General features: G+C 67.9%; 26 protein-coding genes. 12 read left to right on the top strand and 14 right to left on the bottom strand.

Annotation, left to right across the window (positions count from 1 at the left end; translation table 11 throughout):
• Positions 1-20 precede the first annotated feature (20 nt).
• Positions 21-797 (top strand): type I methionyl aminopeptidase, encoded by a 777-nt coding sequence (gene map, locus ACYVLV_RS05555; protein WP_460808326.1) that lies wholly within the window; start codon positions 21-23, stop codon positions 795-797.
• A gap of 45 nt (positions 798-842) precedes the next feature.
• Here the strand turns inward: map and ACYVLV_RS05550 are convergent, their stop codons facing one another.
• Positions 843-2,084, bottom strand: coding sequence for a cytochrome P450 (locus ACYVLV_RS05550; RefSeq protein WP_460808325.1), 1,242 nt, complete (start codon positions 2,082-2,084; stop codon positions 843-845).
• Between the two features lie 174 nt (positions 2,085-2,258).
• Here ACYVLV_RS05550 and ACYVLV_RS05545 point away from each other — a divergent pair, with 174 nt between their 5' ends.
• On the top strand, positions 2,259-3,422 hold the full coding sequence (locus ACYVLV_RS05545) for a steroid 3-ketoacyl-CoA thiolase (RefSeq protein ID WP_460808324.1): 1,164 nt from the start codon (positions 2,259-2,261) through the stop codon (positions 3,420-3,422).
• 198 nt (positions 3,423-3,620) lie between these two features.
• Positions 3,621-4,556 carry a type IV toxin-antitoxin system AbiEi family antitoxin domain-containing protein gene (locus ACYVLV_RS05540; protein ID WP_460808323.1) on the top strand — a complete coding sequence of 312 codons (936 nt, stop codon included), beginning with the start codon at positions 3,621-3,623 and terminating at the stop codon, positions 4,554-4,556.
• Positions 4,557-4,660: 104 nt separating this feature from the next.
• Here ACYVLV_RS05540 and ACYVLV_RS05535 read toward each other — a convergent pair whose 3' ends face one another.
• Together ACYVLV_RS05535 and ACYVLV_RS05530 are read right to left on the bottom strand one after the other, a co-directional pair.
• A complete protein-coding gene (locus ACYVLV_RS05535) occupies positions 4,661-5,542 on the bottom strand; it encodes an SDR family oxidoreductase (protein WP_460808322.1) in 882 nt (293 codons plus the stop codon).
• A gap of 10 nt (positions 5,543-5,552) precedes the next feature.
• Positions 5,553-6,308, bottom strand: a complete 756-nt coding sequence (locus ACYVLV_RS05530; protein WP_460808320.1) for an SDR family oxidoreductase — start codon at positions 6,306-6,308, stop codon at positions 5,553-5,555.
• A 63-nt stretch (positions 6,309-6,371) separates the two neighbouring features.
• Here ACYVLV_RS05530 and ACYVLV_RS05525 point away from each other — a divergent pair, with 63 nt between their 5' ends.
• Genes ACYVLV_RS05525 through ACYVLV_RS05510 form a run of 4 tightly spaced genes read left to right on the top strand, consistent with a single transcriptional unit; the run spans position 6,372 to position 9,868 of the window.
• Positions 6,372-7,130, top strand: a complete 759-nt coding sequence (locus tag ACYVLV_RS05525) for an enoyl-CoA hydratase family protein (RefSeq protein WP_460808318.1) — start codon at positions 6,372-6,374, stop codon at positions 7,128-7,130.
• Positions 7,127-8,023 carry a CoA transferase subunit A gene (locus ACYVLV_RS05520; protein WP_460808314.1) on the top strand — a complete coding sequence of 299 codons (897 nt, stop codon included), beginning with the start codon at positions 7,127-7,129 and terminating at the stop codon, positions 8,021-8,023. The genes ACYVLV_RS05525 and ACYVLV_RS05520 overlap by 4 nt, the downstream gene beginning before the upstream one ends.
• Entirely contained in the window at positions 8,020-8,802 is a 783-nt protein-coding gene (locus ACYVLV_RS05515; RefSeq protein ID WP_460808312.1) for a CoA-transferase subunit beta, read from the top strand. The genes ACYVLV_RS05520 and ACYVLV_RS05515 overlap by 4 nt, the downstream gene beginning before the upstream one ends.
• On the top strand, positions 8,795-9,868 hold the full coding sequence (locus ACYVLV_RS05510) for an NAD(P)H-dependent flavin oxidoreductase (RefSeq protein WP_460808311.1): 1,074 nt from the start codon (positions 8,795-8,797) through the stop codon (positions 9,866-9,868). Before ACYVLV_RS05515 ends, ACYVLV_RS05510 begins: the two co-directional genes overlap by 8 nt.
• Positions 9,869-9,872: 4 nt before the next feature.
• On the opposite strand, the gene ACYVLV_RS05505 is transcribed toward ACYVLV_RS05510, so the two are convergent.
• A complete protein-coding gene (locus ACYVLV_RS05505) occupies positions 9,873-10,529 on the bottom strand; it encodes a hypothetical protein (RefSeq protein ID WP_460808308.1) in 657 nt (218 codons plus the stop codon).
• Between the two features lie 82 nt (positions 10,530-10,611).
• Here ACYVLV_RS05505 and ACYVLV_RS05500 point away from each other — a divergent pair, with 82 nt between their 5' ends.
• The gene (locus ACYVLV_RS05500) at positions 10,612-10,962 is read left to right on the top strand and encodes a hypothetical protein (RefSeq protein WP_460808306.1); all 351 of its coding nucleotides are present in this window, start codon (positions 10,612-10,614) and stop codon (positions 10,960-10,962) included.
• A gap of 14 nt (positions 10,963-10,976) precedes the next feature.
• Here the strand turns inward: ACYVLV_RS05500 and ACYVLV_RS05495 are convergent, their stop codons facing one another.
• From ACYVLV_RS05495 to ACYVLV_RS05480, 4 genes are all read right to left on the bottom strand, one after another.
• Positions 10,977-12,140 (bottom strand): acetyl-CoA C-acetyltransferase, encoded by a 1,164-nt coding sequence (locus ACYVLV_RS05495; protein WP_460808305.1) that lies wholly within the window; start codon positions 12,138-12,140, stop codon positions 10,977-10,979.
• A complete protein-coding gene (locus ACYVLV_RS05490) occupies positions 12,133-12,774 on the bottom strand; it encodes a TetR/AcrR family transcriptional regulator (protein WP_460808303.1) in 642 nt (213 codons plus the stop codon). The genes ACYVLV_RS05495 and ACYVLV_RS05490 overlap by 8 nt, the downstream gene beginning before the upstream one ends.
• On the bottom strand, positions 12,775-13,578 hold the full coding sequence (locus ACYVLV_RS05485; RefSeq protein ID WP_460808301.1) for an SDR family oxidoreductase: 804 nt from the start codon (positions 13,576-13,578) through the stop codon (positions 12,775-12,777).
• 168 nt (positions 13,579-13,746) lie between these two features.
• On the bottom strand, positions 13,747-14,952 hold the full coding sequence (locus tag ACYVLV_RS05480; RefSeq protein WP_460808300.1) for an acyl-CoA dehydrogenase family protein: 1,206 nt from the start codon (positions 14,950-14,952) through the stop codon (positions 13,747-13,749).
• Between the two features lie 60 nt (positions 14,953-15,012).
• Here ACYVLV_RS05480 and ACYVLV_RS05475 point away from each other — a divergent pair, with 60 nt between their 5' ends.
• Genes ACYVLV_RS05475 through ACYVLV_RS05460 form a run of 4 tightly spaced genes read left to right on the top strand, consistent with a single transcriptional unit; the run spans position 15,013 to position 19,637 of the window.
• The gene (locus ACYVLV_RS05475) at positions 15,013-16,542 is read left to right on the top strand and encodes a FadD3 family acyl-CoA ligase (protein ID WP_460808299.1); all 1,530 of its coding nucleotides are present in this window, start codon (positions 15,013-15,015) and stop codon (positions 16,540-16,542) included.
• Between the two features lie 7 nt (positions 16,543-16,549).
• A complete protein-coding gene (locus ACYVLV_RS05470) occupies positions 16,550-17,704 on the top strand; it encodes an acyl-CoA dehydrogenase family protein (RefSeq protein WP_460808298.1) in 1,155 nt (384 codons plus the stop codon).
• Positions 17,701-18,651, top strand: coding sequence for an acyl-CoA dehydrogenase family protein (locus tag ACYVLV_RS05465; protein ID WP_460808297.1), 951 nt, complete (start codon positions 17,701-17,703; stop codon positions 18,649-18,651). The genes ACYVLV_RS05470 and ACYVLV_RS05465 overlap by 4 nt, the downstream gene beginning before the upstream one ends.
• The gene (locus ACYVLV_RS05460; protein WP_460808296.1) at positions 18,651-19,637 is read left to right on the top strand and encodes an acyl-CoA dehydrogenase family protein; all 987 of its coding nucleotides are present in this window, start codon (positions 18,651-18,653) and stop codon (positions 19,635-19,637) included. Before ACYVLV_RS05465 ends, ACYVLV_RS05460 begins: the two co-directional genes overlap by 1 nt.
• 231 nt (positions 19,638-19,868) lie before the next feature.
• Here ACYVLV_RS05460 and ACYVLV_RS05455 read toward each other — a convergent pair whose 3' ends face one another.
• From ACYVLV_RS05455 to hsaA, 6 genes are read right to left on the bottom strand one after another with little or no spacing between them, the layout of a single operon-like run.
• Entirely contained in the window at positions 19,869-20,489 is a 621-nt protein-coding gene (locus tag ACYVLV_RS05455; protein ID WP_460808294.1) for a GrpB family protein, read from the bottom strand.
• A 16-nt stretch (positions 20,490-20,505) separates the two neighbouring features.
• Positions 20,506-21,444 (bottom strand): alpha/beta hydrolase, encoded by a 939-nt coding sequence (locus ACYVLV_RS05450; protein ID WP_460808291.1) that lies wholly within the window; start codon positions 21,442-21,444, stop codon positions 20,506-20,508.
• A 24-nt stretch (positions 21,445-21,468) separates the two neighbouring features.
• The gene (locus tag ACYVLV_RS05445) at positions 21,469-22,116 is read right to left on the bottom strand and encodes a flavin reductase family protein (RefSeq protein ID WP_460808289.1); all 648 of its coding nucleotides are present in this window, start codon (positions 22,114-22,116) and stop codon (positions 21,469-21,471) included.
• Positions 22,117-22,134: 18 nt separating this feature from the next.
• Positions 22,135-23,034: an iron-dependent extradiol dioxygenase HsaC gene (gene hsaC, locus ACYVLV_RS05440; RefSeq protein WP_460808287.1), complete on the bottom strand. Its 900-nt coding sequence runs from the start codon at positions 23,032-23,034 to the stop codon at positions 22,135-22,137.
• Positions 23,031-23,924, bottom strand: a complete 894-nt coding sequence (gene hsaD, locus ACYVLV_RS05435; RefSeq protein WP_460808285.1) for a 4,5:9,10-diseco-3-hydroxy-5,9,17-trioxoandrosta-1(10),2-diene-4-oate hydrolase — start codon at positions 23,922-23,924, stop codon at positions 23,031-23,033. The genes hsaC and hsaD overlap by 4 nt, the downstream gene beginning before the upstream one ends.
• A gap of 1 nt (position 23,925) precedes the next feature.
• Positions 23,926-25,092 carry a 3-hydroxy-9,10-secoandrosta-1,3,5(10)-triene-9,17-dione monooxygenase oxygenase subunit gene (gene hsaA, locus ACYVLV_RS05430; RefSeq protein ID WP_460808283.1) on the bottom strand — a complete coding sequence of 389 codons (1,167 nt, stop codon included), beginning with the start codon at positions 25,090-25,092 and terminating at the stop codon, positions 23,926-23,928.
• Positions 25,093-25,156: the final 64 nt, after the last annotated feature.

Below are 25,156 nucleotides of genomic sequence, written 5' to 3'. Positions count from 1 at the left end.
ACCCTCCGTAGGCTTCACCCATGATCGAGTTCCGCACGCCCACCCAGATCGAGCAGATGCGACCCGCCGGCGAGTTCGTCGCCTCCGTGATCGAGGCCCTGGCCGACAAGGCCGACGTCGGCGTCAACCTGCTCGAGCTCAACGAGCTCGCCGAGAAGATGATCTCCGACCGCGGAGCGACGTCCTGCTACGTCGACTACCACCCCTCCTTCGGCGGCTCGCCGTTCGGCAAGGTGCTGTGCACGTCGGTGAACGACGCCGTCCTGCACGGCCTCCCCCACGACTACACCTTGGTCGACGGGGACCTGCTCAGCGTCGACTTCGCCGTCAGCGTGGACAACTGGGTCGCGGACTCGGCGTACTCCGTCGTGGTCGGTACGCCGCGCCAGGAGGACCTCGACCTGATCGAGGTCACCGACCGCGCCCTGGCGGCCGGGATCGCCGAGGCGAAGCCGGGCAACCGGCTCTACGACATCTCCCACGCGATCGGTGAGGTCGCCCAAGGCGCCGGATTCGGCGTGAACCTGCAGTTCGGCGGGCACGGGGTCGGCCGCACCATGCACGGTGAGCCGCACGTCCCCAACGACGGGCGTGCCGGGCGTGGGCCGAAGCTGAAGCCGGGCCTGGTCATCGCCATCGAGCCCTGGTTCATGCACACCACGGATGAGATCTTCACCGACCCCGACGGGTGGACATTGCGCAGCGCCGATGGCTCACGGGGTGCCCACATGGAGCACACCGTGGCCATCACCGCAGACGGGCCGCTGATCTTGACCAAGCGGCCCAACCTCGTCTGAGCCGGCGCAGGAGTCCCCGGTTCACCGGGGACTCCGCCGCCGACCTCAGGAGTAGTTGACCTGCAGGTCCTTGATGCCGTTGATCCACGCGTGACGCAGGCGGCGGGGCTCGGCGACCATGTTGATGTCCGGCGCGTGGTCGGCCAAGGCGTTGAACATCAACTTGACCTCCTGGCGGGCCAGGTTGGCGCCGATGCAGTAGTGAGCGCCGTGGCCGCCGAAGGCGACGTGCGGGTTCGGGTTGCGGGTGATGTCGAAGCGGAACGGGTCCTCGAAGACGTCGGTGTCGAAGTTGGCGCTGGCGTAGAAGAGTCCGACCCGCTGCCCCTTGGTGACCAGGGTGTTCCCCACCTGCACGTCCGCCAGCGCGGTGCGCTGGAAGGAGCTGACCGGCGTGGCGTAGCGGATGACCTCGTCGACCATCGTCTCGGGCCGTTCGTTCTTCCACAGCTCCCACTGCTCGGGGTTGTGGAAGAACGCGTTCATCCCGTGGGTGATGGCGTTGCGGGTGGTCTCGTTGCCGGCCACGGTGAGCAGGATGACGAAGTACCCGAACTCGTCGTCGGTCAGGCCGCGGCCGTCCGCGTCGGCGTTGATCAGCTTGGTGACGATGTCGTCCTGGGGGTTCACCTTGCGATCCGCGGCCAGCGCCATGGAGTAGCCCAGAATCTCGGCTGCCGCTACATCCGGGTCCACCTCGATCTCCGGGTCGTCGTAGGAGAGCATCGCGTTGGACCAGTCGAACAGCTTGCGCCGGTCCTCCTGGGGTACGCCGATGAAGTCGGCGATGGCCTGCAGCGGCAACTCGGCCGCCACATCCTCGACGAAGTTGCCGGTTCCCTTCGCGACGGCGTCCTTCACGATCTGGTTGGCACGGCTCTCCATGATCTCGTCGAGCGCACTGATCGCCCGCGGGGTGAAGCCACGGCTGATGATGCGTCGGTGGGCCGTGTGGTGCGGAGCGTCCTGGTTGATCAGGATGACGCTCTGCATCTCGACCATCTCGCGCTCCATACCCTCCTGGAAGCGGATGATGGCGCCGTTCTCCTCGGTGGAGAAGTTCTTGCTGTCCTTGCTGACCGCCGAGACGTCGGCGTGCTTGCTCAGGGCCCAGTAGCCGTTGCCGGACTCAGTGGACATGCCGTCACGAGAACTCTGGGGCTGCTCGATCCAATGGATGGGCGACGCGTCCCGCAGAGCCTGGAACTCCTCGTGGGGGATCGACTTCTCATTGGTCTCCGGGTCGGTGAAGTCGAACCCTTCGGGGATGACGTCGGTGGCGGTCACGGTGTGCTCCCTCTGTACGGCGGTTAGGGGTGAGTCCCAGGCAGGATCTGGAACGTGTTCTAGATGGCAGACTACATACTGTCGACTTAACATGAAAGAGTTTCGTATTGCTTTCTCGACACGTGTCGCGACCCCACCTTGCTGAATACGAGAACGTGTTCTAGTTTTGACCTCATGGGTAACCCGGTGATCATCGACGCAGTCCGCACTCCCCTCGGCAAGAGGAAGGGCTGGCTGGCCGGCGTACACCCCTCCAACCTGTTGGGCTTCGTTCAGCGTGAGGTGCTGACGCGCTCGGGGGTCGACCCGGAACTGGTCGAGCAGGTGGTCGGCGGCTGCGTCACCCAGGCCGGAGAGCAGTCCAACGACATGGTCCGCCGGGCCTGGTTGCACGCGGGTCTGCCCCAGCACACCGGCGCCACGGTCATCGACGCGCAGTGTGGCTCGGGTCAGCAGTCGGCCCACCTCGTCCACGACATGATCGCCGCGGGCACCATCGACGTGGGTATTGCGTGCGGCATCGAGGCGATGTCCCGCATCCCGCTGGGCGGCAACGTGCCGGCCGGACTCGGGGATCCGCGTCCGGAGGACTGGACGATCGACATGCCCAACCAGTTCGAGGCGGCCGACCGGATCGCCAAGAACCGGGGACTGACCCGCGCCGACCTCGAGGTGTTCGGCCTCGCCTCCCAGCAGAAGGCCCGCGCCGCCGTCGACGCCGGGCACTTCAAGCGCGAGATCGCCGCCATGGAGGCCCCCGTCCTGGACGCCGACGGCAAGCCGACCGGCGAGATGCGCGTGGTCGACACCGACCAGGGAATGCGCGAGACCACCCTCGAGGGGCTGGCCGGCCTCCGGAGCGTCCTGCCCGACGGCATGCACACCGCCGGTACGTCCTCACAGATCTCCGACGGCGCCTCCGCCGTACTCATCATGGACGAGGACAAGGCCCGCGCCCTGGGGCTCACCCCGAGGGCCCGGATCGCGAGCCACTGCCTGGTCGGCTCCGACCCGTACTACCACCTCGACGGTCCCATCGCCGCCACCCAGCGGCTCCTCGACCGCACGGGCCGCTCGATCAGCGACTTCGACCTGTTCGAGGTCAACGAGGCCTTCGCCTCCGTCGTACTCTCCTGGGCCGGTCAGCACCACGTCGACATGGACAAGGTCAACGTCAACGGCGGCGCGATCGCCCTGGGCCACCCCGTCGGCTCCACCGGCACTCGGCTGATCACCACCGCCCTGCACGAGCTCGAGCGCCGCGACCAGTCCTCGGCCCTGATCTCCATGTGCGCCGGCGGCGCCATGGCCACCGGCACCATCATCGAGCGCATCTAAGGTTTCCAGCCGCCGCGCCAGTTTCACCGGCCGGCCGGTGAAACTCATGCTTGGACGAGGAAACTTTCTCGTCCAAGCATGAGTTTTCTCGTCCAACCTCCGCAGGTCGACCGCCTCGGGCTCCTCGCCGCCTGAGTTATCCACAGGTACGGCGGCAGGCCCTACCCCTGAAGACCCGAAAACGGCACAGTCTCCGCCATGGTCGAACATCTCGTGGATTCGGACGGCATTCTCCTGCGGCGCAACGCCCTGATCGAAGGCGTCGATGACAACGCGTTGGCCCGCATGGCCAAACGCGGCGACATCGAGCGACTACGGCAGGGCGCCTATGTCCTGGGCGACATCTGGCGACAATCGGATCCCGTTGATCGTCATCTCCTTCTGATCAAGGCAGTCATGCAGCAGTACGGCGACGACGTGGCTGCCTCGCATACGTCCGCCTTACTACTTCAAGGTGGTCCGTCCTGGGGTCAGGACCTGCGCACCGCCCACGTCACCAGCCTGCAGGGGAAGGGTGAGCGCACCGCAGCGAGGTTGCGTCATCATCGCGGCACCTGCCGAGTGGACGATGTGACTCGTCTCGGCGGTCACTGGATCACCTCACCGGCGCGCACCGCCCTCGACACTGCGAGCACGTTGAAGCGCGACGCGGCAGTCTGCGTGCTCGACGACTTCCTGAGTCGGGGCCTGGCCACGCAGGAGCAGTACGACGCCCAGTTCGTCGCCAAGAAGGAGTGGCCCGACAGCCTGTCCTTGCATCACACGCTGCAGCTCAGCCGCTACGGGGCCGAGTCCGTGGGCGAAACACGCACCCGCCTCGCCTGCCGCGACGCGCACCTGCCCGAGCCGCTTCTGCAGTTCGTCGTGAGGTACCGCTCCGGCGAGATCGCCGGACGAGTCGACATGTGCTGGCCGCAGTACCGGCTCATGCTCGAATTCGACGGACGCATCAAGTACGAGCGTCTACGCAGGCCCGGCGAATCGGTGCACGAGACAGTGATGCGGGAGAAGGCGCGCGAGGATCTCCTCCGAGAGCTGACTGGATTCGCCATGTTGCGCGTCGTCTGGACGGACCTGGATCGCCCCCACGAACTCGCGCTTCGCGCCCGTCGGTTGATGACCACTGCCGCCTGACCGCGGCCCGCCGGTCCGACCTTGGACGAGAAAACTGGACCTTGGACGAGAAAGTTTCCTCGTCCAAGGTCCAGTTTCACCGGCCGGCCGGTGAAACTGGCGCCTCAGGCGCCGTAGACAGGCTCAGGAGCAGGACCCTCGGCAAACATGTCGCGCAGGGCGGCGCCCACGTCGGCGGCCTTCCAGCGCTGACCGGCGTCGCGTGAGGGGCCGTGGGCCCAGCCATTCTCGACGGTGATCGTGCTGCCGTCGATCTCGATGACGCGACCGGTGACGTCGCCCGATTCCTCCGAGGCCAGCCACGCGACCACCGGCGAGTTGTCCTCGGGCAGGGCCATGGCGGAGGTGTCGAAGGCACCGTCGGTCATCCGGGTCTTGGCGACCGGCGCGATGGCGTTGACGGTCACGCCGTAGCGGCCCATCTCCTGGGCCGCGACCAGCGTCAGACCAGCGATGCCAGCCTTCGCGGAGGAGTACGTCGCCTGCCCCACCGACCCCTGCAGTCCGGCGCCGGAGGAGGTGTTGATGACCCGGGCGGCCCGGGTGCGACCCGCCTTGCCCTCGGCGCGCCAGTAGGCGCCGGCGTGCCGCAACGGGGCGAAGTGACCCTTGAGGTGAACCCGGATCACCGAGTCCCACTCCTCTTCGGAGGTGTTGACCAGCATCCGGTCCCGCACGAACCCGGCGTTGTTGACCAGGATGTCGAGGCCACCGAAGGTGTCGATCGCTTGGGCCACCATGGCCTCGGCCTGAGCGAAGTCGGCCACGTCGGCGCCGTTGACCACGGCGTCTCCCCCGCGCTCACGAATCAGCCCGACGACCTCCTCGGCCGGCGACTCACCGGTCCCCTCCCCCGCCAGGGAGACGCCGAAGTCGTTCACCACGACCTTGGCGCCGTGGGAGGCGAGTTCGAGAGCGTGGGCCCGGCCGATGCCTCGGCCGGCTCCGGTCACGATGGCGATGCGTCCGTCGAGTAGTCCAGTCACGGTTCGATCCTTAGGTGGTTGAGGTAACAGCGGAAAGGAAAACAGGTGGTTCGCCGCCGCCGTGGCAGGCGACGCGCGCACCGGAGACGTAGGAGGCCAGATCACTGGCCAGGAAGGCCACCACTGCGCCGACCTCCTCGGGTCGGGCCATCCGGCCCAACGGGATGGTGGCCTCGATCGCGGCGACCCCGGCGTCGCCGCCGTAGTGGTCGTCGGTGTGTTCGGTACGGCACAGGCCGACGTCGATGGCGTTCATCCGCACCTGGGGCGCCCACTCGATCGCCAGCGAGGTGGTCAACGAATCCAAGCCCGCCTTGGCCGCGCCGTACGCCGCGGTGCCGGGTGACGGGCGGACCGCGGACACCGAGGAGATGTTGACGATGCTGCCGCCGGACTCCTGCTGCTGCATGACCGCGTTGGCGGCCTGGGCGCAGGTCAGGGCGGCCATCAGGTTCAGCCCGACCACCTTGTCGTGGAAGCGGGGCGACGCGGTCGCGGCGTCGGCGTACGGCGCCCCGCCGGCGTTGTTGACCAGGATGTCGAGGCGGCCGTGCCGTTCGACGATGGTCGCCACCAGGGCCGCAACAGCCTCGGGGTCGCGTACGTCGCAGGTCAGGTGCTCCACCGGCGAATCCACCTCCGAGCGCGAACAGGTCACCACCGTGGCCCCCGCCGCCATCAGGGATTTGGTGATGCCGAGTCCGATGCCTCGGGCACCGCCGGTCACCAGAGCCACACGGCCGGACAGATCAAGAGCAAGCACCATGACTGATACCCTACCAAGCAAATGCTTGGTCGGTCGCGACCACCGAGAGAACGGAAGATCCAGATGCCCATCACCTCCGAGATGCGTGACGACGGAATCCGCGTCATCACCATGGAGAATCCCCCGGTCAACGCGCTCACCGTCCAAGGCTGGTTCGACGTCGCCGGCGCCCTCGACGAGGCCAGCGCCGACCAGAACACCCACGTGGTCGTGCTGCGCGCGGAGGGCCGCGGCTTCAACGCCGGGGTCGACATCAAGGAGATGCAGAACACGACCGGGTTCGACGCCCTGATCGGCGCCAACAAGGGCTGCTACGCGGCGTTCAAGGCGGTGTACGAGTGCTCGGTCCCCGTCATCGCGGCGGTCAACGGCTTCTGCCTCGGCGGGGGCGTCGGGCTCGTCGGCAACGCCGACTGCGTCATCGCCGACGATCAGGCCTTCTTCGGGGTCCCCGAGGTCAACCAGGGCGCCCTCGGCGCCGCCACCCACATGGCCCGCCTGGTCCCCCAGCACATGATGCGCAGCCTCTACTTCACCGCCCGGACGATCAAGGCGGCCGACCTCCTCCAGTTCGGTTCCGTCCTGGAGGTCGTCCCCCACGACCAACTGCTCGAGACCGCTCTCGGGGTCGCCGGAGAGATCGCGGCGAAGGACACCCGGGTGATCCGGGCCGCCAAGGAGGCGCTCAACGGCATCGACCCGACCGACGTGAACAAGAGCTACCGCTTCGAACAGGGCTTCACCATGGAGCTGAACCTCGCCGGCGTAGCGGACGAACTCCGCGATGGATTTGCCGGCACCGACAAGGCAGGTAAGAAGTGACCAAAGGACCCCGCGACAAGCGGATGACCATCGACGAGATCGTCGGCGAACTGCGCGACGGGATGACCATCGGGATCGGGGGCTGGGGCCCCCGCCGCAAACCGATGGCCCTGGTGCGCGCGATCCTGCGCTCGGACCTGAAGGACCTGACCATCGTCAGTTGGGGTGGCGCCGACGTGGGCCTCCTGCTGCGGGCGGGCAAGGTCCGCAAGCTCGTCTACGCCTTCGTCAGTCTCGACACCGTCCCCCTGGAGCCCAACTTTCAGAAGGCCCGGCAGGAGGGAACGATTGCCGAGGTCGTCGAACTCGACGAGGGCATGTTCCAGACCGGGCTGCGTGCCGCCGCTCAGCGTCTGCCGTTCCTCCCGATGCGCGCGGGCCTGGGCTCCGACGTCCTGGTCAACAACCCGGACATCGTCACCGTCACCAGTCCGTACGCCGACGAGGAGGGCCACCACGAGGACCTCGTGGCCGTCCCCGCCCTGCGCCTGGACGTGGCCCTGGTCCACCTCAACCGTGCCGACCAGCACGGCAACGCGACGTACCTCGGTCCCGACCCCTACTTCGACGACCTGTTCTGTATGGCGGCCGACCGGGCCTTCGTCAGCGTCGAGCAGATCGTCGACACCGCGGGACTGACCGTCGACACCCCGGTGCAGCGGCTGTTGTTGAACCGGATGATGGTCGCCGGTGTGGTCGAGACCCCCAACGGGGCGCACTTCACGACCTGCACCCCCGACTACGAACGCGACGAGAAGTTCCAGCGGGCCTACGCCACTGCGGCGTCCGGGTCCGAGGAGGACTGGTCCGCCTTCGAGACCCGATTCCTGTCCGGGGACGAAGCGGCCTACCAGGCCGCCGTCGCCACCTTCGCCGAGGAGGCCAAGAAATGAGCAGCCCCGCCACGAACACATCAACGAGCACCGCCACCCGCGCCGAGGTCTGCGCGGCCGCGATCGCCGATGCCTTCGCCGACGACGGCGAGATCTTCGCCAGTCCGATGGGGCTCCTGCCCATGCTCGGAGTCCGCCTGGCCAAGCTGACCAGCAACCCCGACCTGGTGATCTCGGACGGGGAGTCACTCTTCCTCGCCGGCGTCCCGCCGCTGTTCGCCAAGAGCGACGTCGTGGAGGGGTGGATCCCCTTCCCCAAGGTCTTCGACATCGTGGCCTACGGGAAGCGGCACGTGATGATGGGCGCCACCCAGGTCGACCGCGAGGGCAACCAGAACATCTCGGCGATCGGTGACTTCGACCGACCCAAGAAGCAACTCCTCGGGTCCCGCGGAGCTCCCGGCAACACCGCCAACAACCGCACGTCCTACTGGGTGCCCCGGCACTCGCCCCGGGTCTTCGTCGAGAACGTGGACACCGTCTCGGGGGTCGGCCCTACCCGCGCCAAGGCCGCTGGTCCGGGCGCCGCCAAGTTCAACGACATCCACCGTGTCGTCAGCAACCTCGCAGTCTTCGACCTCGGGGGCCCAGGCGACACGATGCGTCTGGTCAGCACCCACCCCGGCGTCACCGTCGAGGAGGTCGTCGAGGCCACCGGCTTCACGCTCGACACCTCGGAAGTCTCCGAGACCCGCCAGCCGACCTCGGAGGAACTCATCATCATCCGCGAGATCCTCGACCCCAAGGAACTGCGTCATAAGGAGGTGCCGAATGCTTGATCAGTTGCTGCGTACGCCGCTCACCGAGTTGGTCGGTGTGCGCCACCCCGTCGTCCAGACCGGGATGGGGTGGGTCTCCGGAGCCCGACTCGTCTCCGCCACCGCCAACGCCGGCGGGCTGGGCATCCTGGCCAGCGCCACCATGTCGCACGCCGAGTTGGAGCAGGCGATCCTCAAGGTGAAGTCGCGTACCGACCAGCCGTTCGGCGTCAATCTGCGCGCCGACGCGGGTGACGCGGGTGACCGGTGCGACCTGCTGATCAAGCACGGGGTGAAGGTCGCCTCGTTCGCCCTGGCCCCCAAGCAGGACCTGATCGCGAAGCTGAAGGACCACGGCATCGTCGTGATGCCCTCGGTCGGCGCCGCCCGCCACGCGGAGAAGGTCGCCGCCTGGGGCGCGGACGCAGTGATGATCCAAGGTGGCGAGGGCGGTGGCCACACCGGACCCGTGCCCACCACGCTGCTCCTGCCCACCGTGTTGGACGCGGTCGACATCCCCGTCGTCGCGGCCGGTGGTTTCTTCGACGGACGCGGCCTGGCCGCGGCTCTGTCCTACGGCGCCGCCGGCGTCGGAATGGGCACCCGGTTCCTCCTCACCGCCGACAGCGCGGTGCCCGACGCCGTCAAGAAGCTCTACCTCGAGCAGAGCCTCACCGGCACCGTGGTGACCGCCAAGGTCGACGGCATGCCGCACCGGATGCTGCGCACCGACCTGGTCGACGAGCTCGAGGAGAGCAGCGCCGTCAAGCGTCTGGGGCCCACGATGAAGCGAACCCTGGAGTTCAAGCGCACCAGCGGGATGTCCTGGATGGACCTGGCCAAGGACGGTCGGGCGATGAAGAAGACCCAGGGACGCACTCTGGCGCAGATGACCCTGGCCGCGAACACCCCGACGATGCTCAAGGCCGGTCTGGTCGACGGCGACACCGACGCCGGTGTCCTGGCCAGTGGTCAGGTCGTGGGTCTCATCGACGACCTACCGACCTGCGAGGTGCTGATCGACCGCATCGTCACCCGGGCCGCAGACGAGTTGGGTCGCGCGGCGGCGTACCGCGTCCAGCCCTGAACCGTCAGCTGGTCCGGCTGCCCGAGACGTACCCCGGGGGCGGCGTCCACATGCCGCTCTCGCGGGTGTGCTCGTAGACGTCGTACTCCGGGGCGAAGTACTCCACGAGCGCCTTGCGCGTACGCCGCGAGAGTTCGGGCGGCTTGCGTTCGCTCGAGACGTTGTGGGTCTTGATCCGCGCGCTGTCCCCCAACTTCTCCACCAACCACGACTGCCAGACCTCGGGGGTCTCCAGCCGGAAGATCCGATCCACTCCGATGTCGAGGCCGTCGCTCATCGCGATGAAGCGCGAGGGCCGACCTCGCAGGGGCTTGTCGCGCTGCATGTAGTCCTTCGCGAAGTCCTCGAAAGACTGGTCACCGGTGTAGCGGGCCGGGTTCTCCTCCAACAAGGCAGGACGGCTGCGGTAGCGCCACCACGACTCCAGCCACTCGACCGGTTCACGGAACATCGAGCACACCTCGTAGTCCTCGCGGGCGTAGCCGCCGCGCTTGAGGACCGGCACGATCAGGTCGTGGAACTGCTTGGCGTTGATGTGTTTGAGGCTGGGGTTGACCTGAAGGATCAACTCGGCGTCCGACTGGATCGAGCGAACCAGGGTGGTGGAGGCGCACTTGGGCAGTGAGAGCATCACGAAACCCTTGCCCGGCAAGCCAATCATGGGGTCAACCTATCCGGCCGCCAGTGCGGCCGCTGACGTGGCCGCTGACGTGGCAACCTCGAGGCGGCAGTACGTTCGAGGCATGAGCGTTGACCCCGAGGCCCGTCGATCCCGACATCTGATGGATCCCAACGCGCCCCGCAAGATCGCCACCCCCGAGGATGTCGCCAAGTTGGAGCGCGTGCAGCGTCGGGTGATGACCGCGCTGGTCGTCACCACGATCTTGCACCTCTCGGCAGGACTGGTCATCTTCGCGCTGGCCATCGACGACAGCAGCCAGGTCGAACGCATCGGGTTGTGCATCATCGGCGCCGTCTTCGGGGTCATGGGGTGCGCTGCCGGCCTGGCCATCAACCGACGGTCGCTCCTGTCGCCGTGGCTGCTCCCCGGGCTCATCCCCGGGATCGTCGGCGTGTTCCTCATCTTGCGCTGACCGGTTGTCGTGACTCAGAGCCGTTCGATGACGGTCACGTTGGCCTGACCGCCGCCCTCACACATCGTCTGCAGCCCGTATCGGCCGCCGGTGCGCTCCAACTCGTTGAGCAGGGTGGTCATCAGTCGGGTGCCGGTGGCACCGATGGGGTGACCCAACGCGATGCCGCCCCCGTTCACGTTCACCTTCTCGTGCGGCGCACCGGTCTCCTTCATCCACGCCAGGACGACGGAGGCGAAGGCCTCGTTGCACTCGAAGAGGTCGATGTCGTCGATCGACAACCCGGTCTTCTCCAGGGCGTGGGCGGTCGCCCGGATCGGACCGGTCAGCATCCACACCGGGTCGTCGCCGCGGACCGAGAGATGGTGGATCCGGGCGCGAGGGCTCAGCCCGTGCTCCTTCACCGCGGCCTCGGAGGCGATCAGCATCGCGCTCGACGCATCACAGATCTGCGAGGCGACCGCTGCGGTGATCCGGCCGCCCTCGGAGAGCGGTGAGAGCCCGGCCATCTTCTCCAAGGAGGTCTCCCTCGGGCACTGGTCGGTGTCGAACACCGATCCGTCGGGCAGGGTGACCGGAGCGATCTGGCTGACGAACCGGCCCTCGGCGATAGCGGCCCGCGCCCGGTCGTGCGAGGCCAGCGCGAAGGCTTCCATGTCCTCGCGCGACAGATCCCACTTCTCGGCGATCATCTCGGCACTCCGGAACTGGCTGACCTCCTGGTCACCGAACCGGGCCAACCAACCGGGAGATTCGGCGAAGGGGGTGGAGAAGCCGTACTGCTGACCGGCGAGCATCGCGGCTGAGATCGGGATGGCGCTCATGTTCTGCACTCCCCCGGCGACGATCAGGTCCTGGGTGCCCGAGAGCGCTCCCTGAGCGGCGAAGTGCACCGCCTGCTGGCTGGAGCCGCACTGACGGTCGATGGTCACACCGGGGACGTGATCGGGCAGCCCGGCCACCAGCCACGCCGATCGAGCCACGTCGCCTGCCTGCGAACCGATCGTGTCGCAGCACCCGAGGATCACGTCGTCCACAGCGCCAGGATCGACACCGGTCCGCTCCATCAGCGCACTCAGCGTGTGGGCGGCGAGGTCGGCCGAGTGCATCTCGGCCAACGCGCCTCCCCGCTTCCCCACGGGGGTGCGGACGGCGTCGATGATGTAGGCCTCAGACATGGTGCTCCTTCGGGTCAGGGGTGGGTCCGGCGATCCCGTCGAGCAGGATCCCGAGGTACTGATCGGCGATGTCGGTGTGGGTGAGTTTCTTGCTCGGCCGGTACCACCGCACGGCGACCCAGACGGTGTCGCGGATGAACCGGTAGGTCAGGCGTACGTCGAGGTCCTTGCGCAGATCCCCGGACCGGACGCCTTGACGCAGGAGCGTCATCCACACGTTGCGGGACTGCTCGTTGCGTTCGGCCAGGTAGGCGAAACGTTCGAACCCGCCCAGGTAGTCGGCGTCGTTCTGGAAGATGGCCACCTCGTGGGGATGCCGATCGATGGCCTCGAAGGACACGCGGACGGCCTGCTCCAGACGGGTCCGAGCGTCGGCCCTGCTGGCCAGGATCTCGTCGTACCGGCCGAAGAGCTCGGCCTGGAAGGTCGAGAGGATCTCGTCGACCATCGACTCCTTGGAGTCGAAGTGGTGGTAGAGGCTGCCGGACAGGATTCCGGCGGCCTCGGCGATGTCACGCACCGTGGTGTTCTTGAAGCCCTTCTCTGCGAAGAGCCGGGCCGCGATCGCGAGCAGCTCCTGACGCCGGGTCGCTGCACCCGCGCCTGCACCGGTGGTCGAGCCTGTCGTGACCATCTAGGCCTGCTGACTGCTGACAGCCACGACTTCACCGGTCATGTACGACGCGTAGTCGCTGGCCAACATGACCATCACGTTGGCGATCTCCCACGGCTCGGCGGCTCGACCGAAGGCCTCCCGCTGCTTGAGCTCGTGCAGCAATTCGTCCGAGGTGACCTTGGCCAGGAACGGGTGCATCGCCAGGCTCGGACTGACGGCGTTGACCCGGATGCCGTGCGGGGCGAGGTCGAGAGCCGAACACCGGGTCAGGGCCATCACGCCGGCCTTGGCGGCGGCGTAGTGGGCCTGACCCTCCTGGGCCCGCCACCCGATCACGGAGGCGTTGTTGATGATGACGCCCTTGGTCTGGTTCGCGACGAAGCGCTGGCCTGCAGCCCGCACGCACCGGAAGGTGCCGGTCAGGGTGATGTCGAGGACCTTCGACCACTGCTCATCGGTCATCTCGAGCACGTTGGCGGTGCCTCCGAGGCCCGCGTTGTTGATCATGATGTCGACCCCACCGAACTCGTCGGCGGCGTCGAGCAGGGCCGCGACCTGCGCCTCATCGGTCACGTCACAGACGAGCTGGCGCACCCGCTCGGCGCCGAACTCCTCGGCCAGGGCGGTTTCCGCCTCGGCGAGGCGCCGCGCGTGGGTGTCGCTGAAGACCACGGCCTTCGCGCCCTCCTCGAGCACCCGGCGTACGACGGCCGCGCCGATCCCGGCCCCCGCCGCAGCGGTGACCACCACGACCTTCCCGACCAGCAGGTTGTGGGGTTCGACGTAGTCGGGGGTGGGCTGCTCGGGACGGGTGGTGGTCATGATGCGCCTTTCGGCTCGCGGGGTTGGATTGCTCGCCTCAGTACGCGCGGAGGGTGCGGCTTCTCGAGGTCGCTCACGCTGCTCACCGCGCTCCCTTCGGCTCGCGGGGTTGGATTGCTCGCCTCAGTACGCGCGGAGGGTGCGGCTTCTCGAGGTCGCTCACGCTGCTCACCGCGCTCCCTTCGGCTCGCGGGGCAGACCGAGGACGCGCTCGGCCAGGATGTTGCGGTTAACTTCGTCGCTGCCGCCGTAAATCGTGTCGGCGCGGGAGAAGAGGTAGAGCCGCTGCCACTCGTCGAGGTCGTAGGCCTCCGCGCCCTCGCGGGCCAACAGGCCGGCCGGTCCGGCGACGTCCATCGCGACCTCGCCCAGGCGGCGGTGCCAGTTCGCCCAGACCAGTTTGAAGATGGAGCCGGCCCCGCCACCGGCCGCCGAGTCCTCGCCCCCGTCGACCGAGGACAGTCCGCGCATGGCGTTGGAACGGATGACGTCCAGCTCGACCTTGAGGTGGGCCAGACGGTCGCGCAGGACGGGGTCCTCCAGCGAGCCGTTGGTCCGCGCCAACTCGATGACCCCGGCCAGCTCGCGAGAGAAATCGACGGTCTGGGCGAGAGTGGAGACCCCGCGCTCGAAACCGAGCAGCCCCATCGCCACCCGCCAGCCGTCTCCCTCGGCCCCGACGATCAGGTCGGCGGCGGTCCGGGCCCCGGTGAAGAAGACCTCGTTGAACTCCGACCCTCCGGTGAGCTGCTCGATCGGCCGAATCTCCACGCCGTCCTGGTCGAGCGGCGCCAGCAGGAAAGACAATCCGTGGTGCCGTGAGGAACCGGGTTCGGTGCGCGCCACGAGGAAGACCCACTGGGAGAAGTGCGCGTTGGACGTCCAGACCTTCTGTCCGTCGATCACCCATTCCTCATCCTCGAGGCGGGCCTTGGTCTGCACGTTGGCGAGGTCCGAGCCGGCGTCGGGTTCGGAGTACCCCTGCGCCCACAACTCCTCGACCGCCACGATCGGCGGAAGGAAGCGGGCCTTCTGATCCTCGGTCCCGAAGGCGATCAGGGTCGGCCCGAGAAGCTCCTCACCGAGGTGGTTGACCCGGGCCGGAGCGTTCGATCGGGCGTACTCCTCGTGGAAGATCACCTGCTGCCACAGGCTCAGCCCACGGCCGCCGTACTCCTTCGGCCAGCCCACGCAGGTCCAGCCGTGCTGGGCCAGGTGACGGTTCCAAGCGAGGCGATCCTCGATCCGCTCGTGGTCGCGCCCCGCACCCCCCAGCCCCTTGAGCTCGGCCCAGTGCCCGGTCAAATGCTCGTCGAGCCATGACCGGATCTCAGTCCGGAATGCCTCGTCCTCATCGGAGTACGTCAGATCCACAACTGCTACCCTACCAAGCAATTGCTTGGTTGGGACCGATGCCGGTCGACCGGAGGTGTGATGCGACAGACGATTCCCGCAGCGCTTCGTGCTGCCGCCGAACGATTCGGCGAGCACGCGGCCTACATCCAGAACGACCGGACCATGTCGTACGCCGACCTGCTCGAGCAGGTACGCGGCGTCGCCCAGGACTTCTTCGACCGTGATCTCGAGGTTGGGCAGCGCGTTGTCATCTGGGCTCCCAACAGCATCGAGTGGGCGGTGGCGGCCCTGGCCGTCACCTACGCCGGCGGCGTCCTGGTGCCGGTCAACTCCCGCTACACCGCCCACGAGGTGGCCGACGTCATCCGTCGTACGGACGCGCCTCTGGTGCTGGTGGCCGAGGGGTTCCTCGGTCGCTCACAGATCTCCGAACTCGCCGAGACCGGCCTGCCCGCCTCGGTTGCGGTGCTCGACCTGGCAGACCTCCAGTCGGTCGACGCCCAGAAACGAGACACGGCCGAGGTCGACGCACGGGCCGACACGGTCACCGACGACAGCGTGGCGGACATCCTGTTCACCTCCGGGACGACCGGGCGCTCCAAGGGCGCCATGTCGGCGCACCGCCAGACGCTGGGCGTCGCCCGGGCCTGGGCCGACCTCGGTGGTGTCCGCTCCGATGACCGCTACCTGGTGATCAATCCCTTCTTCCATTCCTTCGGCTACAAGATCGGCATCATCGTCGGACTCCTCACCGGGGCGACGCTCTACCCCGTGGCCACCTTCGACGTGGACGACACGATGGCGTTGATCGACCGGGCCGAGATCACCGTGCTCCCCGGCGCGCCCACGATCTACCAGTCCATGCTCAACGCCCCGAACCGCAGCAACCACCGGCTGACCTCGCTCCGCCTGGCCGTCACGGGCGCAGCGGTCGTGCCCGTGGTGCTCATCGAGAAGATGCGCACCGAGTTGGGCATCGACCAGGTCGTGACTGCGTTCGGAATGACCGAGGCGGTCGTGGTCACCATGTGCCGCGCGGGCGACCCGGCCGAACTCGTCGCCACGACCTGCGGGCGTGCCATCCCCGGCATGGAGACCCGCATCGACGGGTCGACTGATGAGGCAGTCGAGGGCGAACTACTGGTCCGCGGGGACCACGTGATGCTGGGCTACCTCGACGACGAGGACGCCACTCGCGAGGCCATCGATCAGGACGGCTGGCTCCACACCGGCGACATCGGCACCCTGGACGAGGCCGGCAACCTGCGGATCACCGACCGGCTGAAGGACATGTACATCTCGGGGGGCTTCAACGTCTATCCCGCCGAGATCGAACAGGCTCTGCTCCGCATGGACGGAATCGCCGATGTGGCGGTGGTCGGCGTACCCGACGAACGCATGGGTGAGATCGGCAAGGCGATCGTCGTGGCCTCTACCGACCTGACCAGCGAGGACGTCACCGCCTACGCCCGCAAGCACCTGGCCAACTTCAAGGCACCCCGGATCGTCGAGTTCGTCGATGGTCTCCCCCGCAACCTGTCCGGCAAGGTGCTCAAGAACGCCCTTCGAGGCTCGCACGCTCGCACCTCAGGGACCGAAGGAGAATGAGAGACCCATGGATCTGACCCTGACCGAGGACGAGCAGGCGTTCCAGGCGGAGGCCCGGGCCTGGCTGGCCGAGCACGTCCCGACCGAGGCCCTGCCGTCGATGGACACCGAGGCCGGGTGGCGCGCCCACCAGGAGTGGGAGGCGAAACTGTCGGCCGCGCGCTGGTCGGTCGTGTCCTGGCCCCGGAGTTACCACGGTCGCGAGGCCTCACTCATCGAGTGGGTGATCTTCGAGGAGGAGTACTACCGCGCCGCTGCGCCCGGCCGGGTCTCTCAGAACGGGATCTTCCTGCTCGCACCGATCCTCTTCGACCACGGAACCCTTGAGCAGCAGGACCGGCACCTGCCCAGCATGGCCACCGGTGAGCAGATCTGGGCCCAGTGCTGGTCGGAGCCCGAGGCCGGTTCCGACCTCGCCTCGCTGAAGTCCACCGCCCGTCGCGACGAGGAGCGCGGCGGTTGGGTGCTCAACGGACAGAAGACCTGGTGCTCACGGGCATCCCACGCCCACTGGGGCTTCGGGCTATTCCGGTCCGACCCGGAGGCGCAACGCCACAGCGGCCTGACCTACTTCATGTTCCCGCTCGACGCCGACGGCATCACCGTTCGCCCCATCGCCCAGTTGGACGGCGAGGCAGGCTTCGCGGAGGTGTTCTTCGACGAGGCCTTCGTGCCCGACGCCGACGTGCTGGGGGCGCCCGGCGACGGATGGCGGGTCGCGATGAGCACCGCGGGCAACGAGCGAGGTCTCTCCCTGCGCTCCCCCGGGCGGTTCTGTGCCGCGGCCGACCGGCTGGTCGATCTCTACCGGCACCAAACTGCTCCCACCGGTGCGAGCGGCGAGGACGTCGTCGACGCCTGGATCAAGGCGCAGGCCTACCGGCTCTACACCTGGGGCACGGTCACCCGGTTGGCCGACGGCGGGGAGATGGGCGCTGCGGGTTCGATCAACAAGGTGTTCTGGTCCGAGTTGGACATCAGCCTCCACGAGACCGCCCTGGACCTGCTCGGCCCCGAAGCGGAGGTCGACTCCACCTGGCTGGACGGCTACACCTTCTCCCTCTCCGGCCCGATCTACGCCGGAACCAACGAGATCCAGCGCAACATCATCGCCGAGCGCGTTCTCGGTCTCCCCAAAGAGCCTCGAGGAGCAACCAAGTGAAGTTCGAGCACACCGAGGACCAGCGATCCTTCGCCACCTCCCTGGAGTCCCTGCTGGCCGCCTCGGACACCGTGACCGTGGCGCGGGCCTGGGCCGAGGGCGACACGGCCCCCGGCCTCAAGCTGTGGTCGCGCCTGGCCGAGCAGGGGGTCCACGCCCTGGTCGTCCCCGAGAGCGCGGGAGGCATGGGTGCGACCCCGGTCGAACTCGTCCTCGCCTTCGAGGCTCTCGGCCGCCACGCGGTGCCCGGCCCGTGGGCGGAGTCGGTGGCCTACCTACCGCTCGCACTGGGTGACGACGAGGTCTTGAGCGCCCTCGCCGAAGGTGCGGTCGGTTCGGTCGCGGTGCCCCCGCACGTGCCGTACGCCGTGGACGGCGCCCTTGCCGATCACCTGTACCTCCTCGAGGACGGTCGGCTGATGACCGGCACGGCCGGCGCAGCCCACCGTTCGGTGGATCGCAGTCGTCGGTTGGCTGAGGTGACCTCCACAGGCGCGACCAGCGGAGACAGCGCAGTCGGCATGGGGGATCTGGGCGCTGCGTTCGAGTTGGCCACACTGGCCACCAGTGCGCAACTGCTCGGGGCCGGTGAACGGATCCTGGCCGACTCGGTCACCTACGTGAAGCAGCGCCGTCAGTTCGGCCGCGAGATCGGTTCCTACCAGGCCATCAAGCACGCCCTGGCCGACGTCAAGATCGCCCTGGACTTCGCCCGGCCCCTGGTCGACGGCGCCGCTCTGGGTGCCATCAGCGCCTCGGCCGCCAAGGTCGCCTGTGCCGACGCGGCGTACCTCGCCTCCCGTACGGGCCTTCAGGTGCACGGAGCGATCGGGTACACCGCGGAGTTCGACCTGAGCCTGTGGATCACGAAGGTCCGCGCGCTGGTCACTGCTTGGGGCACTCCGGCGCACCATCGGGCCCTCCTGCTCGAGGAGCTGACGGCCTGATGGAGTTCGCCTTCTCCGAGGAGCAGCAGGAACTCGCCAACACCGTGCGGGCGCTGCTGAACAAGCGCGCGGACAGCGCAGCGGTCCGATCCGCCGCCGAGTCCGACCAGGGGTACGACCCCTCCCTGTGGATGCTCCTGTGCGAGCAGATCGGCGTGGCTGCCCTGGCCATCCCCGAGGAGTACGACGGCGCCGGGTTCTCCCTGTTCGAGCCACTGGTCGTGTTGGAGGAGGTCGGGCGTTCGCTGGCTCCCAGCCCTCTGCTGGCGACCCTGGTGGCGACCGAGGCGCTCCTGGCGGGGGGCGATGAGGAAGCCAAGGCGCGACTCCTCCCCCGGATCGCCGCCGGCGAGATCGCCACGATGGTGATGCCCGGACAGCCCACCCTGGACGCCGATCACGCCGCAATCGTGTTGGCCTGCGTCGGCGACGACCTGCTCGAGATCTCCGGGCCCACGGTCACCTGGGCCGAGTCGATGGACCAGACGGTCCGGCTCGGTCACGTCGACCTCGACTCGGGCACCACCGCCCGGATCGGTAACGGGTCGGCCGCCCTGGCGCGCGCCGAACTGGTCGGCGCCGTCGGAACCGCTGCTCTCCAGACCGGTTTGGCCGCACGTGGCCTCGAGATGACCGTCGCCTACAGCAAGGAGCGGGTGCAGTTCGGGCGCGCGATCGGCTCCTTCCAGGCGCTCAAACACCGGATGGCCGACATGCTCGTGCTGCTCGAGATGTCGCGCTCCGCGAGTTGGTCCGCGTCGTACGCCGTGGCCCACCATCGGGACAACGCCGTCGAGCAGGCCCACATCGCCAAGTCCTACTGCTCCGAGGCGATCGCGCAGATCGCGAGCGAGACCGTCCAACTCCACGGCGGGATCGCGATCACCTGGGAGCACGACGCCCAGTTGGTGTTCAAACGTGCCCACGCGCTCGGTCAGCTCTTCGGCGCCGCCCATCAGCACCGGGCAAGCCTCTCCCTCGCCTGAAGCGGACAATCTTGAAGCGGGCTTGAGGATTGTGGCAAGAATGACACCAGGCGTTGCCGCCATGTGGCCGTGGCGATGACCAAGTGGGCAGCTCACTTCACTAGGGTTGGGCCATGACCACCAACGAGGAAACCACCACGTCGCAGTCCGTTGAGCACGACGCCGAGTACCCCACCGGGATGCTCGCCAGCCCGACCCGCACCCAGGTCTGACCCGACGACATCCACGGCCTCACCCCCGGCGTACGCCTTCGTGCAGGTGCTCGGGGTCGGCCGTGAAGATGCGCTCGTAGAGGTCGTAGATCATGGCGCCCTTGGCGTTGTTGTAGGCCATCACGTCGGTGTGGCCCTCCGCCGCCACGGCCCTCTTGGTTCTCGCGTAATCGTCCCGGTCCGAGGGATGCGCGCGTAGCCAGTCCCGGAAGGCGACGTGGCGTCGCGCCTCGATCGAACCGGGCGACCACACGTGCACGTTGCCGCGTGGATCACGGGCACGCAGGCAGCGATGCTGCTCCCACTCCGGCTCGCGGACCGTCAACTCCATGCCGAGGTCTTCCAGCGCTCGCAACCACGTCGCCTCGTCACCCGAGTCCGCGACGGTGAGGTCGATGTCGATGACCGGTTTGGCCGCCAGGCCCCGCACCGACGTCGAGCCGACGTGTTCGACGGACATCACCGCGTCTCCGAGAGCCTGGACGATCCTGCCCCGCAGGATGTCGTACGCCGAGGACCACGAGGGGTCGTATCCGACCACCTCGATGACCTCGGCGGCGGGTGTTTGCACGCGGGCCTGAGCGATCTCCTCGGCGGACGGACGGTGGTAGGGCCGCCACAGGGGGTGGGTCGTGATCACGGCGCCACGGTAGCCGTCACTGCGGTGCGAGCTCTCGACGCAGAAACTCGACCTGACGGGACACGGAGTCGGTGAACTGCTCGCCGGCGTAGATCGCGAAGTGCCCGCAGTCGTACGACGCCACCTCGGCCCGGGCACCGATCCGACGCGCCACCTCGTGCACAGCCGTGGACGGAGCGATCTCGTCGTACTCCGCGATCACCAACAGAGTGGGACACCGCACCCGCTCCGCCAGGCGGATCGGTCGGTTGAACCCGATCCGCAAGATGCCGCGGGCGCACATCTCGTTGCGGAACGTGGGACCGACGATCCGGGCGAAGTCCGTGGCCCCCTCCCCGGAGATCATCGCCCCCGATCCGACGTCACCCAGGAACGCGATCATGCGGGGCGGTCGCCGGGTCAGCACCCGGGCCAGGTCCGCGACCACGGCCCGACCGATCGCCGCTCCCTTGCCCTCGGTCTTCGGCGGCACGTCCGTCCCGGGGGGCCGTACCTTCCCTCGACCGGTCAACGCGGCCAGCCCGTCCACGGCCGCCCCCTGGCTGATCACGGCGGCGATGAGCTGGTCCTGTGCGGCCACAGCGATCACGTGTCCCCCCGAATAGGAGCTGCCCCAAACCGCAACCCGGTCCGGGTCGACGCCCGAGCGGGACCGCGCCCAGGCCACAGCCGCGTGGTAGTCCGCCCGGTGCCGACGGTGATCCACGTCCTGACGAAGCCGTCCGCCTGACGTACCGAACCCGCGATAGTCGAAGAGCAGGACGTCGCAGCCCGCCCGAGCGAAGCGCTCGGCGAAGGGGAGCAGACCCGAATCACGAGTCGTCCCGAACCCGTGCGCCATCACCACGCAAGGGCGGCCCCGTCCGGTGAGCAGGTCGTCGTTGCTCGCCGTGAGGAAGTCACCCGCGCACCTCACCGTGCTTCCCGGCGGGCTGGGGAAGGTGATCGTCTCCATCCCGGCAGTGTGACTCACCGTGGGTCACCGGGAGGTGCTGGCGTACTTCCCCTGGAAGAACAACAACGGCTTCTCGGCCTCGGAGACCTGCAGGTCCACCACTTTGCCGATCACGACGAAGTGGTCGCCGGACTCGTGGGCAGCGTGGATGGTGCAGTCGACGTACCCCAGCGTGCCGGGGAGGATCGGTGATCCGGTTTCCGGCGACGGGGTCCAGTCGACGTCGGCGAACTTGTCGATCCCGCGGCTGGCCATGGTGTTGGACAGCTCCGCCTGCTCGTCGGCCAAGAAGTTCACGCAGAAGGTGCCGGCCCGCTGGATCATCGGCCAGGCCCGTGAGGTCTTGGCGGGAACGAACAGCACCAGCGGCGGGTCGAGCGAGACGCTGGAGAAGGACTGACAGGTCATCCCGACGGGGACACCGTTGCTGGTGGTGGTGACCACGGTGACCCCGGAGGCGAACCGGCCCAGGACGTCGCGGAAGTTCCTGGCCCGTTCGACGGCTTCGGGGTCGTCGCCGTGCACGGTCGTGCCCTCGCCCGGGCGCCATTCGAAGTCGAAGTCCACGTCGCCGAGCCAGGACTGGATGAGCTCAGGGCTGGGCCAGGTCTCCCGGGCGTTCGGGTTCATCCCCTCGGGGATCTCTGGCGCTCCTGAAGTAGGGATGCTCATGAGGTCTACCTTCTCCTTTTAGGAGCCGCCGCCGAAATCGTGACCCCAGTACGAGACGGCGGTGGACTCGCGGGCCACCCAGCGAGCGTCATCGACCTGCAGACCCTCGGTTCCCATCTCGATGTCGAAGCCACCCGGCGAGCGGACGTAGAACGACACCATCTCGTCGTTCATGTGTCGACCCAGCGTGGCGGAGAGCGGCGCCTTGTGTTTGCGGACCCGTTCGAGAGCCCGGCCGACGTGGTCCAGCTCGTCCATCTCGAGCATGATGTGGACACACTTGCTGGGGTTCGGCATCGGGAGGAAGGCCAGCGAGTGGTGTCGCGGGTTGACCCCGAGGAACCGCAGCCAGACCTTGCTGCCGGCCTCCTTGCCCACGAACTCACCGGGCATCGACATGGAGTCGCGCAGTCGGAAACCGAGGACCTCGGTGTAGAACCTCAGGGCCTCGACGTCGTCGAGCACGGGGACCACGATGTGGCCCATTCCCTGGTCGCCGGTGACGAAGTCGGCGGCGTACGGCGTCACGACGGGTCGGGACTCGTAGGTGATGCCGTGGAACAGCTCGAAGACGTTGTCCGAGGGGTCGCGGAAGCGGATGAGTTCCTGCACCCGTCGCTCGGCCAACTCCTCCGGGGTGCCCTCCTCGAAGGAGACGCCGGCCTGCTGCAGGTGCTCACGGGCCTCCTGCAGGGCCCGCGGGTCGGCCATCTCCCAGCCGGTGGCGGCGAGTTGGTCGACCTCGGAGGGGAACACGACCAGTCGCGCGGAAACCTGGTCGATCCGCCAGTACTGGTGGTCCGGGTTGGGTCCACGGCCCTCGGCCAGGCCCAGGACCTTGCCGGCGAACGTCGTCCACTGGGACAGATCGGTGGAGGCCACCCGGACGTACCCCATGGACTTGATGTCGATCGTCATGCAGATGTCCTCTCGTGGTGCCGGGCGAGGAACGCGGTCGCCACCTGGGCGAACTCCTCGGCGGCCTCGATCTGCGCCCAGTGTCCGCAGTTCGGAAACACGTGCAGTGACGCCTTCGGCAGCAACTTCAACGCCACCAAGGCTCCGTCGAGCGGGTTGACCCGGTCCTCGCGACCCCAGGTCAGCAACGTGTGCTTCCGCAGGCGGTGCGCCTCACGCCACAACATGCCGTCCTCGGCGAACTCGGGGTTCCAGAACGACATCCCCATCGACGCCATCGCCTCCTGGGCGCCGGGGGCGGTCGCGTCGGCGAACCGTTCCTCGACCAGCTCGTCGGTGACCAACTTCTGGTTCACGACCATCGTCGAGATGAACGCTCGAAGCGCCTCGCGGCTCGGCTTCGCCCCGAACTCCATGAGCCGTTGCACACCCTCGGTGGGGTCGGCGTGGAAGAGGTTCAGGGACAACCCACCCGGGCCCATCAGCACGAGTCGCCCGACCCGGTCGGGGTGACTGAGAGCCAGGCGCATCGCCGTACCGCCGCCGAGGCTGTTGCCCAGGAGGTGAACCTTCTCGATCCCCAACTCGTCGAGCAGTCTGACGATGTGATCGGCCGAGTGACGATAGAAGTTGCCGACGACCGGCGGCTTGTCCGAGCCCCCGAAACCCGGTTGGTCGACCAACAGGGTGCGGAAGTTGGCGGCGAAGGCGGGCAGGGCCGAACCGAAGTTCGACCACGCCGAGGCGCCGGGGCCACCGCCGTGGAGCATGACCAACGGCAGACCGGCTCCGACCTCGGTCGGCTCCCCCGCCTCGTAGTAGTTCAGGGTGAGTTCGCCGACCTTCGCCGACCGCTGGACCGAGGCGCGGTCCATGGCTGCTGAGACCACCTCAGTACATCCCGGGGTCGACCTTGTGGCCGAACTCGTGGGCGCCGAACATCTGCAGTGCCCGTTCGGGGTCGTTGGCGGCGTGCACCCGACCGGCGTGGGCGTCGCGCCAGGCGCGTTGGAGGTAGGTGCCCTCGGCCAGGGCCCGACCACCGGAGGCCTCGAAGAGTTCGTCGATCGCGTCGATGCCTCGCTGGGATCCGATGACCTGGTCACGACGGACCTTCAGACGCAACCGGAGTGGAATCTTCTCGCCCTTCGCGACGTGCGACTGCTCCTCACGGATGTTGGCCACGAGCATCGTCCACGCAGCATCGATCTCGGCCGAGGCCCGGGCGATGCGTACGGCGGCGAACGGGTCCAGGGACGCCTTCTCCCCGAGGTACGCCGCCCGCGAGCGCTGCTTCTGCATCTCGACGTGTTCGGCGTAGGCGCCCATCGCCATCCCGATGATCGGGGTGGTGATGGTGCCGGTGAAGATCGAGTGGAAGGGCAGCTTGTAGAGGTCCGAGGTGTTCTGCTCCTGCCCGGGTCCGCGGCACGCGCCGGTCTCCCCCATCGACAGGGTGAAGGCCTCGGGGATGAACACGTTGTCCACGACGATGTCGTTGGAGCCGGTGCCGCGCAGGCCCACGACGTTCCAGACGTCGAGGATCTCGTACTTGTCCCGGGGCACCATGAAGGTGCGGAAGTCCACGACGTTGCCGTCGTCGTTGAAGACCAGGCCACCGAGCAGCACCCAGCTGCAGTGATCGCTGCCGGAGCTGAAGCTCCACTTCCCGGAAAGCATGAAGCCGCCCTCGGCGAGCTGCGCCTTCCCGGTGGGGGCGTAGGACGAGCTCAGCCGCGCCGAGGTGTCCTCACCCCAAACGGCCTGCTGGGCCTCGTCGGAGAAGAGCGCCACCTGCCAGGGGTGCACCCCGACGACGCTGGATACCCAGCCGGTGGAGCCGCACGCGCTGGCGATGTCGCGCACTGCGGTGTAGAAGTCGATCGGGTCCGCCTCGAAACCGTCGAAGCGCTTGGGCTGGAGCAGCCGGAAGAAGCCGGTCTCCTCGAGTTCCTTGATGTTGGCGTCGGGTACGACGCGGAGACGCTCGGCTTCGTCCGCGCGTTCGCGCAGGGAGGGAAGCAGGTCACGAACGCCTTCGAGCACGGCTTGGGACATCAGAAGTCTCCTTATGGGTGGCAACTGGCTCAATACTAGAACACGTTCTCGTTTCGCACCACGT

It is taken from the genome of Nocardioides salsibiostraticola, assembly GCF_054783655.1.
The sequence above is the reverse complement of the archived record's forward strand: the minus strand, read 5'-3'. Positions and strand labels throughout refer to the sequence as shown.